This window comes from Paenibacillus herberti (assembly GCF_002233675.1).
In the GTDB taxonomy this organism is placed as follows: domain Bacteria; phylum Bacillota; class Bacilli; order Paenibacillales; family Paenibacillaceae; genus Paenibacillus_O; species Paenibacillus_O herberti.
On sequence record NZ_NMUQ01000001.1, the window covers coordinates 2,000,968 to 2,015,009 of the forward strand.

The 14,042-nt window shown below is 48.1% G+C and carries 9 protein-coding genes; 3 read left to right on the plus strand and 6 right to left on the minus strand.

Annotated features, from left to right (window positions below; all coding sequences use genetic code 11):
* Positions 1-163 precede the first annotated feature (163 nt).
* Positions 164-850 carry a DUF6273 domain-containing protein gene (locus CGZ75_RS09215; protein WP_089523898.1) on the plus strand — a complete coding sequence of 229 codons (687 nt, stop codon included), beginning with the start codon at positions 164-166 and terminating at the stop codon, positions 848-850.
* Between the two features lie 78 nt (positions 851-928).
* Here the strand turns inward: CGZ75_RS09215 and CGZ75_RS09220 are convergent, their stop codons facing one another.
* From CGZ75_RS09220 to CGZ75_RS09230, 3 genes are read right to left on the minus strand one after another with little or no spacing between them, the layout of a single operon-like run.
* Positions 929-1,771, minus strand: a complete 843-nt coding sequence (locus CGZ75_RS09220) for a MetQ/NlpA family ABC transporter substrate-binding protein (protein WP_245850755.1) — start codon at positions 1,769-1,771, stop codon at positions 929-931.
* Positions 1,772-1,803: 32 nt separating this feature from the next.
* Entirely contained in the window at positions 1,804-2,466 is a 663-nt protein-coding gene (locus tag CGZ75_RS09225; protein WP_089523899.1) for a methionine ABC transporter permease, read from the minus strand.
* Positions 2,459-3,475: a methionine ABC transporter ATP-binding protein gene (locus CGZ75_RS09230; RefSeq protein WP_089523900.1), complete on the minus strand. Its 1,017-nt coding sequence runs from the start codon at positions 3,473-3,475 to the stop codon at positions 2,459-2,461. The genes CGZ75_RS09225 and CGZ75_RS09230 overlap by 8 nt, the downstream gene beginning before the upstream one ends.
* Before the next feature lie 226 nt (positions 3,476-3,701).
* On the opposite strand from CGZ75_RS09230, the gene CGZ75_RS09235 reads away from it, so the two are divergent.
* Positions 3,702-4,316: a hypothetical protein gene (locus CGZ75_RS09235; RefSeq protein WP_089523901.1), complete on the plus strand. Its 615-nt coding sequence runs from the start codon at positions 3,702-3,704 to the stop codon at positions 4,314-4,316.
* Positions 4,317-4,969: 653 nt separating this feature from the next.
* Here CGZ75_RS09235 and CGZ75_RS09240 read toward each other — a convergent pair.
* Positions 4,970-7,399, minus strand: coding sequence for a family 78 glycoside hydrolase catalytic domain (locus CGZ75_RS09240; protein WP_089523902.1), 2,430 nt, complete (start codon positions 7,397-7,399; stop codon positions 4,970-4,972).
* 448 nt (positions 7,400-7,847) lie between these two features.
* On the opposite strand from CGZ75_RS09240, the gene CGZ75_RS26165 reads away from it, so the two are divergent.
* Positions 7,848-11,636 (plus strand): DUF7948 domain-containing protein, encoded by a 3,789-nt coding sequence (locus CGZ75_RS26165; RefSeq protein WP_176444741.1) that lies wholly within the window; start codon positions 7,848-7,850, stop codon positions 11,634-11,636.
* Between the two features lie 553 nt (positions 11,637-12,189).
* Here the strand turns inward: CGZ75_RS26165 and CGZ75_RS09255 are convergent.
* Entirely contained in the window at positions 12,190-13,122 is a 933-nt protein-coding gene (locus CGZ75_RS09255; RefSeq protein WP_245850756.1) for a sugar phosphate isomerase/epimerase family protein, read from the minus strand.
* Positions 13,100-13,909 carry a phytanoyl-CoA dioxygenase family protein gene (locus tag CGZ75_RS09260; RefSeq protein ID WP_089523905.1) on the minus strand — a complete coding sequence of 270 codons (810 nt, stop codon included), beginning with the start codon at positions 13,907-13,909 and terminating at the stop codon, positions 13,100-13,102. The genes CGZ75_RS09255 and CGZ75_RS09260 overlap by 23 nt, the downstream gene beginning before the upstream one ends.
* Positions 13,910-14,042: the final 133 nt, after the last annotated feature.

Consider the following 14,042-nt stretch of genomic DNA (forward strand, 5'->3'; position numbering starts at 1 on the left):
ACGGAGTTTAGCGCATCTTTCCTTAAAGTCATACCTTAAACTACGATGACAATATTAAAGGATACACTTACAGTCCGCACATGGATTCTTGATCTATGAAACGAAATCTTGCATGAATGTTGTAGCATTAAAGTTAGAAGGAAAAAATAAGGAGGGCATCTTATTGGAAAAGGGAAATCTTGCTTTCACTCCGAACCGGAGTTTAAAGCCCGGCGAAATCATTACTTTTGGCATGTATCCTCAAACAAGGGACGGTAAACAACTGCCGATAAAATGGCGTGTTCTTCAAAATTCAGAAAGCGAATTGTTTGTTTTGAGCGAGTACATTTTGGACTGCAAGCGGTATCACGGCAAGAGCGCGGATATTACGTGGCATGACTCCGTAGATATTACGTGGCGTGATTGTGATTTGCGCGAATGGCTGAACGTTGAGTTCTACAACACCGCATTCAATGCCGCCGAAAAAGAATTTATAAAAACGACTCCTTGTACTAACAACGGAGAAAATAGCCCGGATACGGCGGACAAGGTTTTTTTGCTTAGTGTATCTGAGATAAAACAATTATCTGATCTGCACAGCAAGGATTTACGGCGTGCCGTTGGAACGGATTTTGCTAAAACGAAAAAACCAGATGGATGTAACCTATACGTATATGATAAAACGGACAAAGATAACTATATCATCAGAGACGGCGAAGAAGCAGGCTGCTCCTGGTGGTGGCTGAGAACACAAGGAAACAAGCCTTCACGTGCATGTTTTGTCGGTCCAAGCAGCAGTATTCGCAGTTATGCGAATGTCAGTTTAGCTCGCGACGGCGTGCGTCCCGCTTTAATAATTAATCTTCCATGATAAAGATTTCTTTCAATCCGATTACCCAAAAAATAAGAACGCGCTGCATGAGCAGCACGCTCTTATTTATTCATCCTATTATTTCGTCATCCATTCTGGTTTCGAGAAACCTTGGAATTGCTCATCCATCGTTTTCTCGAATGCTGCAGATTCAATAACTTCTTTCAGATCCTTGGCCATTTGGCCCTCAGCATCTTTAGTTCTTACAGCTACAACGTTACGGTAATTCTCAGCCATATTCTCAAGCTGCAGGGCACTTGCCAGTTTCATACCCGCTGCAAGAGCAAAGTTACCTGCAACAACGGCTAGATCGGAGCTGTCCAGCGTCCGCGGAAGCTGAGCAGCCTCGAGCGATGTTATTTTAAGATTTTTTACATTGGTCTCGATATCCTTTTCGGAAATCGTCGCTGGGTCTGCATCCTTTTTAATTGTAACAAGCCCAATATCCTGAAGCAGCAGAAGCGAGCGTGCTAGGTTAGCAGGGTCGTTCGCAATCGTAAGAGTACTTCCTTCTTTAATATCATCAATGGATTTGATTTTATTGGAGTAAAGGCCCATTGGTGCAGTTGGGACACTACTAACAGCACTTAGTTCAAGCTTATTATCCTTAGAAAACTTGTTCAAATAGATAATGTGTTGAAATAGGTTAGCATCGATCGATCCGTTATCCAGCGATTTGTTCGGCTGAACATAATCGTTGAACTCAACAACTTCGATCTTGTAACCTTTCTCCTCCATCAGAGGTGTAATCGCTTTGCTAACCATATCACTGTATGGACCAGCTGTCGCTCCAATTTTAATCGTTTTGCTCTGCTCGGCAGTTCCTCCATTAGAAGCTGATTCCTTATTGTTGCTGCTGCATGCAGCCAGCACCGTCATCACCAGGATGCACAATGTAACGACCTTCAATTGCTTTTTCAATGATAGGATCCCCTTGTCTAAGTTGTTTTATTTTAACGTTTATCTACTTTACGAGAAGCCCAATCTCCAATAAATTGAATAATTTGAACAACGACGATAAGCAAAATAACCGTTGTGAACAGAACTTCATTATCATAACGATAATAACCATAACGGATAGCGAGATCTCCGATACCGCCGCCGCCAACCGTACCCGCCATTGCAGAGAAGCCCAGCAAGCTGATCGCCGTTATCGTAAGACCCGATATCATACCTGACTTTGCTTCTGGCAGCAGTACCTTGCGGATAATAAGCCATGGTCTTGCGCCCATTGCGATAGCTGCTTCAATGATTCCTTTGTTCACTTCTCTAAGTGAATTTTCTACCAAACGCGCGTAGAAAGGAATGGCCGCGATCGAGAGTGGAACAGCTGCTGCTGCTGGCCCAATCGTAGTGCCTAGTAGAAATTGAGTAAATTTCAGCAGAAGTACGAGTAAAATTAAGAATGGGATTGAACGTACCATATTCGAAATCACGCCCAAAATCACATTCAGAGCACGGTTCTCAGAGAACAATCCCTTACTGCTAATAAACAACAATACACCAAGCGGTAAACCTAGAACGAAAGCAACTAGCAGCGATACACCTACCATGTAGAGCGTTTCGTTAAACGCTTTTATCATATCGGGAAGTATTTCCATAAAGGAGTTAAGCATGCTCAATCACCTCCACAATACAAGAACGATCAATCAAGTAACGGATAGCTGAATCGACTTCCTCATTCGTACCGGTCACTTCCATAATGAAGGTTCCGAGAGGTTTTTCACCAATATAATCGATTTTCCCATGTAAAATATTCGCTTGAATGCCGCTCTTTTTCAGCAAATCTGAAATAATGGCTTGTTCTGCCGCATCGTCACGAAACAAAATCTTTAACACCTTACTGGATGGATTAAGCTTCTCCCATAGTTTCATCGGCAGTTTAAATTCCAGCACACTATTAATAAATTCCTTAGTCAGAGGCTGTACCGGATTTGCGAAAATCTCATATACACTGCCAGCCTCTATCACTTTGCCATCCTGCATAATAGCAACTCGGTGACATAGCTCCTTCACTACTTCCATCTCATGTGTGATAAGTACTATTGTAAGCCCAAGCTTACGATTTATCTCTCGAAGCAGTGACAAAATAGATTGTGTGGTCGTCGGGTCAAGCGCTGACGTGGCTTCATCGCATAATAACACTTGAGGATTATTGGCCAAAGCGCGAGCAATACCGACACGTTGTTTTTGACCTCCGCTCAATTGAGCAGGATAACTATCCCTCTTATCCGCAAGTCCAACGAGCTGAAGCAGCTCCGTCACTTTGCTCTGAATAGCTGATTGTGGCGTGTCCGCCGCTTCCAATGCAAACGCAACGTTCTCGAATACCGTTTTGCTTCCAATAAGATAGAAATGTTGAAAGATCATACCGATCTTTTGACGAGCCAATCTCAGCCCGTTTTTACCCAAAGCCGTGAGGTCAACGCCGTTCACCAGCACTTTGCCAGAGGTTGGTTTCTCAAGCAGGTTGATGCAACGCAGCACCGAGCTTTTACCCGCGCCGCTATAACCGACGATACCAAATATTTCACCTTTAGCGATATGAAGATTGACGTGGTCGACGCCAGTGACTGTGCCTTTATTCGTTTTGTACTGCTTGTGTAAGTTAATGAGCTTTATCAATCTCGACCCTCCTGGAACTCTAGTTGCCTATTTCTAATATCTCTATTTAGCTATTCGTATTCCCGATTAATTCACTGTGAATTAATATAACAAATAAATAAGGTGCATGCCAATTATATTTTCCCTTTTTCTATTTCTTTTGAACTCCTTTTTTCTCTCTTACTAGTTTATCCATTTCCTGGGTACCGCCATATGGTATATTCATTACATGATAAGGAGGGCTATCATGAAATTTCTAATCATACAGCCAAAACTTGAAAAGAACATTGTACAACTCGAAAGCGAATTGCTAACTCATCCTTCCGTTGACGCTGTCATTTTTCCAGAGGGTTACTTGAATGAAAATGTGGAACAAGCTTGTCATTTAGCAAAAAGCCATCAAAAGATATTAATTGGTGGGCACAGAAGGCTGAGCGATAGCCCTAAGGATAGAGCTATTATTATTAATCGCTCGGGTGAAATTGTTTTGGATCGAGTAAAGTACAGCCAAACGTCTTTCGTAACAATAGAGGGCCTTAAAATAGGGCATATCCTTTGTGATGAATTGGTGGTCCAAGGAATGAAAAGTGAAGATCCAAACATGGTTGACTTGATTGTTCATCCTATCGGCGTCGGTATGTTCAGTGAAGAACAATTCGAGGAATGGATAAGCGAAGCCAAGAAAATAGCGGTGACTTATAACACGATGATTATTGGCACGAGCCATGCAGACGGCTCTTTTCGAGATAACGATGTCTCAATTCCTATCGCTTACTGCATAGATAAAAATGGGGAACCTGTTTTCATTTCCAAAAACGATGTCCGAGCACGGATTTTTGACAGCAAAACAACTGAAGTTTAGGAGGGTGTACACTATGAAGCCTATCCAATATTCTAACGAAAATAATTTCAACGCCGAAAAATACGATAGTTAAATAGCATATGTTTCAAATTATGGCAGACAAGTTATTGATGTACTTGAGCCGACGGCTGGAGAGCAATATTAGACTTGGAATGCGGTACGGGGGATCTAGCTAAAAAAATTCACAATCTTGGGGCATCTGTTATGGGGATCGATCGTTCTAATGCACACTTTGTATGATTTTTCACTCAACATGCATTCGGGCCGTGCTGATTTTTTGGATTTTGTACCATAAATCATACAAAATGGCTGGGTATAGGCGACGAAAGCTGGGCTTTGTATGTTTTATCACACAAAGTGTTGAAAAGAGGCGGCTGTAAACCGAATTTTATACGATAAATCGTACAAAAAAAGTTGCGTTGCCCACGTAAACCGAGTTCAAACCCTATTCAATTCAAATCTTGCCACATCTTGTACTTGTTGAATATCGCCTGCTCCCATCTTACGAACCGTTAGCTCCATTTCACAGAAACCTCCAGTATATGGAATTTTAATTGATTATAACTTGAAACGAGCCCTTTGTCTCGAACGATTCGGCTCTATCAGCGTAAAAAAATAACCCGATATCCTAAAGCAGACATCGGGTTAACCAATTAAGACGATATCGTTACGGTATGTTTGCCAGCTTCGTACGATTTGCCACAGATAATTCCCGTATAACCTGAAGGAATCGACACTTCTAATCGCCAGCTTCCGGCATCAATAGCCTCCAAGCTCATTCCGATTTCGCCGCCGCTCACTGGAAGCGTTGTTTTAATGCTTTCTATTCCACATGGCTCAGGATTCATAGAGAAGCTGCGATAGCCATCCTCAAGCGGTTTGATTCCGAATATACCTTCGTATACAAATACAATCGGGGCTCCTCCCCAAGCATGGCTTGCACTGGAGTACGAAACGGAACCGTTCGATTCCTCATGGAACAAAGTCCAGCGCTCCCAAATCGTGTCCGACCCGGCATCAAGGAAAATCCCGTATCGTTCCTGAATTAGCTCAAGCGCACGCCGTGTTTCTCCCAGCTTGATCAAAGCTCGGCAAACGACCAACATGAAATACGGACTTCCTTTGACGACGCGGCCGCTGGCAGCTTGCGAAAAGACAGCTCTACTGATCTGCCGCAACCGTTCCCCCTCCCCATGGAGCAGAAGAACTGCCAGCGCATTAGTCGGTTCGCTAATACTCTCGCTCAGCACACCATCGACCATACAATCGGCGTAAGCCCCAACGCGCTCATTCCAAAGTAAGGAGACAATCGACTCCTTCAATCTGGAGGCCATTTTTGTATAATAAACTTCCGCCTCTTGGTCATCCAGCTGCCTAGCATAACGAGCGGCGGCCTCAAGCGCCTCTACATATTGCACATTCAGCGCCGTTACGATACCGCCCCGTTGGTCATCCGGAATTGGTCCCTCCGGGCCTTCTCCCCAGTCGATGAACGGCCAGTAAGGCACGTTTTCAAGCAATCCGTCCTTATTCGTATAAGCAGAAAACCAGCGAAGCGCCTGAATAAGATTCGGCCACCACTGAGGCAGCAAGCTGTGATCCCCTGAATACAGCTCATATTCGCCGAAAGAGCTAACCCACGCCAGACAGAAAGAAGGAATCGGCGGATAGTTATGATGCCCATCCGGGTATCTTGCTTTTGTCATTCCCATCCAATCCTGAGACTGGCCAATCTGTTCCAGCAGCTTGCGGTGCATGCTTGATTCGCCCGAATAATGATAGTTAAAGATCGCCTGCCAACGGCCATCCCCCATCCATTGCTGCTGCTCTCGGCTCGACGAATCGAGGAATCCATCCTGCATGCACAGGCGGAGCGTATGGACGGAAATATCCCAAATCTGACGAAGCTTATCATCATTACAATGAAAATCAGCTACGGTTGTTAGCGGGGATCTTCTCGTCCGCAGGCCAACCCGTTCAATCGTGACAGGACCGCTGGAATTGCGCACCGTGAACTGGATAAAACGGCAAGCACGCCAAACGAAAGCTGATTCTAGCTCCTGAACACCTCCGGCTAAAATAAAGCGGTCGATCGATCGGTTGTTTGAAAGATTGATCAACGCTTTGCCTTCCCATAACTGCTCGGCATATACGACATCCACGATATCACCCGCTGAGCCAGACAGACGAAGCTGCAAATATCCCGCATCCATGCCACCCATGTCGAACGTAATAACCGATGCTCTTCCTTCTGGGGACGCTTCCAAAACAACCTCATCACGGAACGGTTCCGCCGTCACGCTCATCTCCATGCTGGATTGTTCCGCTAAAATTTGATGATGCAGCTTGTCCGCCGGCCTATAATGCTCCGCAAGCTCTCCTCTCGCCGCTATCGTAACAGCGGATTTTTCACCTTCTTCGAGCAGTGGAATACTGCGAGGAATCCAGTTCCAGAATGGAGACAGTTGAATTCCCCGACCTTTTGCACTTTGCCAAGCGCTGTCGTTGTATTCCAGCCCTTCCCATCCAGAGAGCGCCAGCCTTGAATCATAGATTTCGATCGGTCCCTGGCATCCATTGATTCGCGGTGCTGCACTGTCATAAGCATCTGCATGTTTGCATGTCCAGCTCTCATCACTTGAAATGACACTATGTTCGCCGCTCGCGAACAGCAAATTCGCTTCCACAACGAGGGCAGGAATCCGGTGAATCGACTGGCCTGTTCCATATCCATAGTGCAGGGCGTGCACGGCAATTATATTTTTACCCGATTGAATGAACGACGTTATATCAATTTCATCCACATACTGCCACCTTGGATCGCTGCGGCCTGGACCTCTTCCCGCGTATTCCCCATTTACGAATAGCTGGTACTTGGAATCGGCAAAGATCCGAATGCGAGCTTCTTCCAGTCCCTCAGATGCGTCGAACGTCTTCCGGAAATAACAAAAAGCGTTTTGCGGCTGCTCAAAATGTGTCTCAACGTCTTGGGGATGCCAAATGATTTTTGTCGAGTTTGACCAAACAATCCTCTCCGAGTAGTCCTTGACAGCTTCAAATCTCGGAAATGTAACGCTTTTCATTATGCTCTTCCCTCCGTGGAAACAGCCGGCTGTTTGCCGGCCCGTTAAATTGTCGGTTCAAACAATTGGAATCCATCAGCCCTTTAGGGGATGACATAGGCTAATTTCTTAATGTATTTTAGCAATAATCCCGCTATAGCGCTCAACATTTTTTGAACTTTTTTGATGTTTTTCATCTGTCGTTATATATACCATCATTGTACCGCGCTGAAATTCCACGTTTTTTCAAATCTTCGAGAGTTAGTCTAAAATCTTTGGGAATCGAGGAAATAAGGACATCTAACTAAAAGACAGGCTTTTTTATTGCAATCGCCTAGAACCTCATTTCGGAGCATTTCCTAATGTGCACATGCCTAAAATTGAAATATCTAGTTACTTGCCCTTACTGGTTACTGTCCCATGGAATATATCAAATAATATCCATCCCAGTAACACAGGAGGTGCAGCTATGGCTAAAGCGTTAGGACTGGGACATAAACGCCTGTCCTCGTCGTACGGAAAAATACCGATTCACTTCGAGTTAAATGCGGGCCAGACCGATTCTCAAGTCGCTTATCTCATGAAAGCCCAGAAAGCTGCCTTTTTCTTCACACCTTCCCATGTCGCCATGATGTTTGCCAAGCCAATGGTGTCTGAAGCCGACAACAAGCAGCAGTGGGAGACCTGGGGGCTGCGGATGTATTTCGCGGATTCAAACCCTGAGCCCTCCATAAGCGGACTCGATCTGCTGCCCGGCAAGAAAAACTACATCATTGGCGACGACTTTTCCCAGTGGCATTCCGATATTCCCACTTATGAAAAAGTGCAGTATACAGGGATCTATCCCGGAATTGACATGGTGTTCTATGGTAATGAAAACTTCTTGGAGTTCGATTTCATCGTAGCTCCCGGAGGTAATCCAGAACATATTGCGCTGAATTTTGAAGGTGCCGATTCCATCGAGATTGTAGAGGGCGGGACCCTTGTCGTAACGTCCAACGGCCAACCCGTGACACTGCAGCTGCCTTTTATTTATCAGAATCTTGCAGAGGGCAAACAGCAATTAAACGGCGGGTATGTACTTCTGGACACGAATCAAGTCGGCTTTAAAATAACCGAAAACTACAATACGGCGCTCCCTCTTGTCATTGACCCCGTACTGATTTATTCCACCTACCTAGGTGGCGCTTCAGAAGATGAAGGAGATGGAATTGCCGTAGATTCAAGCGGGAATGCCTATGTGACAGGCCAGACATTATCCATGAACTTTCCGACCCAAGCAGCTATTCAGCCAAGTAATGCCGGATTTTTCGATGCTTTTATTACGAAGCTGAGCCCGACAGGAAATACGTTGATCTATTCCACCTATTTAGGCGGAACTGGGAATGATCAAGGTACAGCCATCGCAGTTGATGCAACGGGCAATGTGTATGTAACCGGAATTACAGGGTCCGGCAACTTTCCTACGATTAATGCTTTTCAAAGTATCGCGCCGCCTGATGATAACGCGTTTGTATTTAAGCTTAATCCTGCGGGCAACTTGCCTCTGTACTCCACTTACCTTGGCGGTGAATTTTCTGATGAGGGCTTTGGCATCGCAGTGGATGCAAACGGCAGCGCGTATGTAGTAGGAACAACCACTTCTCCGGACTTTCCTATATTAAACGCCTTTCAGCCCATACTGCAGGGTCAGTCGGCTTTTCTTACCAAATTTAGTCCCGCTGGCAATACACTCGTTTACTCCACCTTTTTTGGTGGACCAGTCACGACGAATGTTAATGGTGACGGCGTTGCCGTGGATAGCTTTCAGCAGGCTTATATCGTCGGAACGACTACCGGGGATATTCCGATCCTAAACGCCATTCAGCCCACCTACGGCGGAGGAAATACAGATGGTTTCGTCGCCAAATTTAATGCTGCTGGTTCGGGACTTATATACTCGACCTTTATCGGAGGCAGCAGTGGCGAAATAGCCGAAAGCATTGCAGTTGATCAATTTACAAATGTTTATATTACTGGATCAACAAGCTCTACGGACTTTCCAACGTTTAACCCCATTCAAGCAACTTTGGGCGGCAGCGACGATGTTTTTGTTACTAAAATTAATCCATCGGGTACGGAATTCGTCTATTCCACCTATTTAGGGGGGACTGGAAGCGACGAAGGTTTCGGTATAGCGACGGATACACTAGGAAACGCCTATATAACGGGCATTACGCAGTCACCGAATTTCCCCGTTTTTGACCCTATTCAAGGCTATGCCGGATCGGGCGATGTTTTTGTTACCAAAATGACCTCTTTTGGAACGTTTATTTATTCCACTTTTCTTGGAGGATCCAACTTTGATCGCGGCTTTGGCATTGCCTCCGATTCTGCGGGAAGCGCGTATATAACCGGTGAAACCAGCTCCACAGACTTTCCTGTCTTGAATGCATTTCAGCCGACTTTTGGCGGATTAGGCGATGCCTTCGTCACGAAAATTCTCGATACTTCTGTTGTGCCAACAGGCACAACGGGGCCGACTGGCTCTACAGGCGCGACGGGCGCTACCGGCGCGACGGGCGCGACTGGTGCTACCGGCGCGACTGGTGCTATCGGCGCGACTGGTGCTATCGGCGCGACTGGTGCTACAGGCGCGACGGGCGCGACTGGTGCTACCGGCGCGACTGGTGCTATCGGCGCGACTGGTGCTACAGGCGCGACGGGCGCGACTGGTGCTACCGGCGCGACTGGTGCTATCGGCGCGACTGGTGCTACCGGCGCGACGGGCGCGACTGGTGCTACCGGCGCGACTGGTGCTATCGGCGCGACTGGTGCTACAGGCGCGACTGGCTCTACAGGCGCGACTGGCTCTACAGGCGCGACTGGCTCTACAGGCGCGACTGGCTCTACAGGCGCGACTGGCTCTACAGGCGCGACTGGCTCTACAGGCGCGACTGGCTCTACAGGCGCGACTGGCTCTACAGGCGCTACTGGTGCTACAGGCGCTACTGGCGCTACTGGCGCGACTGGTGCTACTGGCGCGACTGGTGCTACAGGCGCCACTGGCTCTACAGGCGCAACTGGCTCTACAGGCGCAACTGGCGCGACTGGCGCGACTGGCGCGACTGGCGCGACTGGCGCTACGGGGGCGACTGGCGCTACGGGTGCGACTGGCGCTACGGGCAGCACGGGTATTACCGGCGCGACTGGTGCTTCCGGCGCGACTGGCGGCACGGGGGCGACTGGTTCGACTGGCGCTACGGGCGCTACTGGCGCTACGGGCGCGACTGGTGCCGCGGGCGCGACTGGTGCTTCGGGCGCGACCGCTGCTACGGGCGCCACGGGCGCGACGGGCGCCACGGGTGCTTCGGGCGCGACCGCTGCTACGGGCGCCACGGGCGCGACGGGCGCCACGGGTGCTTCGGGCGCGACCGCTGCTACGGGCGCCACGGGCGCGACGGGCGCCACGGGTGCTTCGGGCGCGACCGCTGCTACGGGCGCGACTGGTGCGACTGGTGTTACGGGTGCGACTGGTGTTACGAGCGCTACTGGCGCTGCGGGCGCGACTGGGTTTACGGGCGCGACTGGCGCCTCGGGCTCGACGGGTGCTTCGGGGGCGACTGGCGCCGCGGGAGCCACAGGCGTGACTGGCGCCACGGGTGTTTCTGGATCAACCGGCGCAACGGGCAACACTGGATCGACGGGTGTATCCGGTGATCCTGGCGCCACTGGATCGACCGGCTTTACTGGAGCTACGGGCGTTACAGGACCAACGGGACCATCCACCGGCGTTTCAGGAGTTACAGGACCGACTGGCGCTACCGGTTCAACTGGGGCAACAGGGACTACTGGCGCAACAGGAGCAACTGGTGAAGGTCAAGTAATTAATCTCAATATCAATATTAACAATAGCTTCAACCATTCATTCAACAAAAAGCTATGCCGTCCCAAAAAGCCATGCTGTAAAAAGCCGGTGCATTGCTCCTTTCCGCCAAAACCGCTTGCTGTGCCTTTCGGGCTCAAAAGAGCGGCAGAGCTTCGCTGCCTGATTAGAATTACTCCGATGCCGGAGCAGTCCCGCCAATTCCTCATCTGCGAAGCAGATAAACTCATCAATCAATTGAAGCATGGCAAATGCAGAAGCGCATTGTCCACAATCCGTGTTATGGCACAACGTATTCACTCACTCATTGTGAATGGGCAAATATCCGCAAGAGACGGAAAAAGACTGCTTTTGCTGCTCTCCTCGCTTAAAAGACAGCTATCCGGTTATTAAGACCATTAACTTCCCCTAACGGTACGATTCTGACGGAAGTCAGTTCGTACCGTTTCTTTTTGTGTGGGTAGGCAAATATCAATACCGATAATCGAGTGCTTATCTAAAGTTCAATTGCGCTAGTTTAGATATTACATAACAAAAGGCATAGGTTATAATATACTGTAGCTTTTTGTTATGCATCCCTAAGGGAGAGAGGGGAGAAGATGAATGAGAACAAAAATTCACCCGTACTACTATCTTGCTGGCTTCATTGGTCTACTACTAGGCTATATAATATCAAAAGTTTATCAAATTTGGGTTATTGTCTATTTAGAAAGGGATTCTCGGGTAGATATACTCCCACTATTCTGGGAAACAATCTATAAGAAGCCTGCTCTATTCACTTTTAATGTTGTTCTTATATTTATTCTTATCTGTATAACATTTGTGAAAATGTTATTAAGTCGATCTAGAACAAAATAAAGATAGCTCTGATCTTATCGCTGTGCGGAAATAAACAACCGTGACCCCATTCCGTACGGAACGAAACCACGGTTGCTTATTTATTGGTTTAAGATTGTGTTAATTCAATTTTATCTTCATTGGCCTGCTTCCATAACGACCGAGCAAGCCTTGCAAACAGCAGAGACTGCGACCACCGATCGCTTGCCTCCCGCTTCGTTCCGTCTTGACCGCGTAGCGTAATCGCATACGGAGGCGGCCCTAGCTCGCATACGAACGGCAACATGTCACCAGCCTGCGCCGACTTACGCCAGTTGCGCATTCCGCAGAGCCACCAGTTCAGAAAATGGCTCAGCATCGGCTCTTCCGTTTCACCTCCAGCGACCTTTAGAACGATGTTCTCATCCAATGGAACGTCAATCTGCACCTGCTCCCCGTTCGATACTCGCGCGTGGATGCTCTTCGTCCGGGGGAGCAGACTTTGCAGCAGCAGCTCGGCTTCATCCGATACGCTCCACATTTCTCCTGCAACGACATAATGGGAGAAGTCGATCGTGAGCTCCAACTCGGGAAGGTTGCGCATATACTCCACCGTTCGCAGCAGATCCTGCGTAATCGTTCCGCGATGCGTTTCAATATACGTCGGCATCGCCGCAGTCCGTGACAGCTTCGCCATTTCACTAAGCATCCGCACTGCCGGCTCACCGGTCAAAAACGGCTTCAGAACCTGAACATTCACAAAGTCGACCTTGCCGAAGCTTTTCGCTTTATGCAAAAATTCGCTCAGTTCCTCCGCCGATCTCAAATGAGCGGTAACGCTAAAAGAAAGACCGTACCGATCCAGCAGACTTTGCCAGAGCTCAGCCTCTTCACCTTCCGGCAGCATGCCGTGAATACCGTCATAACCCGCTTCGGCGATGCGCCGTATCTTTTCCTCCATACTCCATTCGCCGCCGCCCTCGTCGCCCAATCCTGTCATTCCCCACCAGGACATCAACACCTCAAGCCGAGGTTCAGGCTTAGTGCGCATATGGCGACTCATGTTCCACTCCGCAAGGGCCACCATCGGGATTAGACTCCAGTTCTAAGGTGGTCCCATCGCCACGATATAACGGGTTGTAATGCGATCCTATGCGGGTAGCCGAAGCGTTTACATAGTGGCAAATAAAAGATCGGCGAAAACGGTCTTTTGTTTTATTGCGGTAGGAGCCGTGAATCAGGTTCCCGTTGAAAAAGAGCACATCCCCACGCTCCAGCACCGCTGGAATCGCCTTTTTATCCTTCGGCGGCTTAACATAATGCTTTGTAAACGACTCTGCTTCATCGGATTGTTCAGGACAAACGATATCATAATTGCTTGTTTTGGGCACGACCAGCAGCCCGCCGTTCTCTTCATCCGCCCGATCAACCGCCGTCCATGCGGCGATACAATTGCCCGGCTCAACCTTTAAATAAAAATTATCCTGATGTAATGCCTGCCCACGCGCGCCGGGAGGTTTATAGTAGAACATGCTCTGAGCTGCCAAAGGCTCCTCTTGGAACAAATCGGTTAACACCTCCAGCACCGGCTGGTGCAGCATATAACGCTTCGCGGTCTCACTGAAGTGATGCGGATGCATCACCCGAGGATAACGCATCAAAGGATCGCTCGATTCCTGCTGCAGCTCCGGCTCAAAATACCCCGGAACCACCTTATGACTGATATCCTCGAAAGTCTGTTCCATTTCCAAGAGCTGATCCTCTGTAAACAAGTTTTTGACGATTACATAACCTTCCGTTGCAAACATCTGCTTCTGCTCATCTGTCAGCATACGAAGTTTATAGCTCATATATTAGCCCTCCCTATCCTGCGGTATAACCTCAGTATACGGCTGCCAGGCCGCATTGCAGAAGGAAGAATGCTGCTGATTATTCATACGATTCTGCTATTTTTGCAGAATGTACTTGTGTGCACCAGACCCT

What these genes read in the sequence shown, in the direction of transcription:
- CGZ75_RS09225 (WP_089523899.1), bottom strand. Translation starts at nt 2,466, where the DNA reads ATGCTTAACTCCTTTATGGAAATACTTCCCGATATGATAAAAGCGTTT.
- CGZ75_RS09235 (WP_089523901.1), top strand. Translation starts at nt 3,702, where the DNA reads ATGAAATTTCTAATCATACAGCCAAAACTTGAAAAGAACATTGTACAA.
- CGZ75_RS09240 (WP_089523902.1), bottom strand. Translation starts at nt 7,399, where the DNA reads ATGAAAAGCGTTACATTTCCGAGATTTGAAGCTGTCAAGGACTACTCG.
- CGZ75_RS26165 (WP_176444741.1), top strand. Translation starts at nt 7,848, where the DNA reads ATGGCTAAAGCGTTAGGACTGGGACATAAACGCCTGTCCTCGTCGTAC.
- CGZ75_RS09255 (WP_245850756.1), bottom strand. Translation starts at nt 13,122, where the DNA reads ATGAGTCGCCATATGCGCACTAAGCCTGAACCTCGGCTTGAGGTGTTG.
- CGZ75_RS09260 (WP_089523905.1), bottom strand. Translation starts at nt 13,909, where the DNA reads ATGAGCTATAAACTTCGTATGCTGACAGATGAGCAGAAGCAGATGTTT.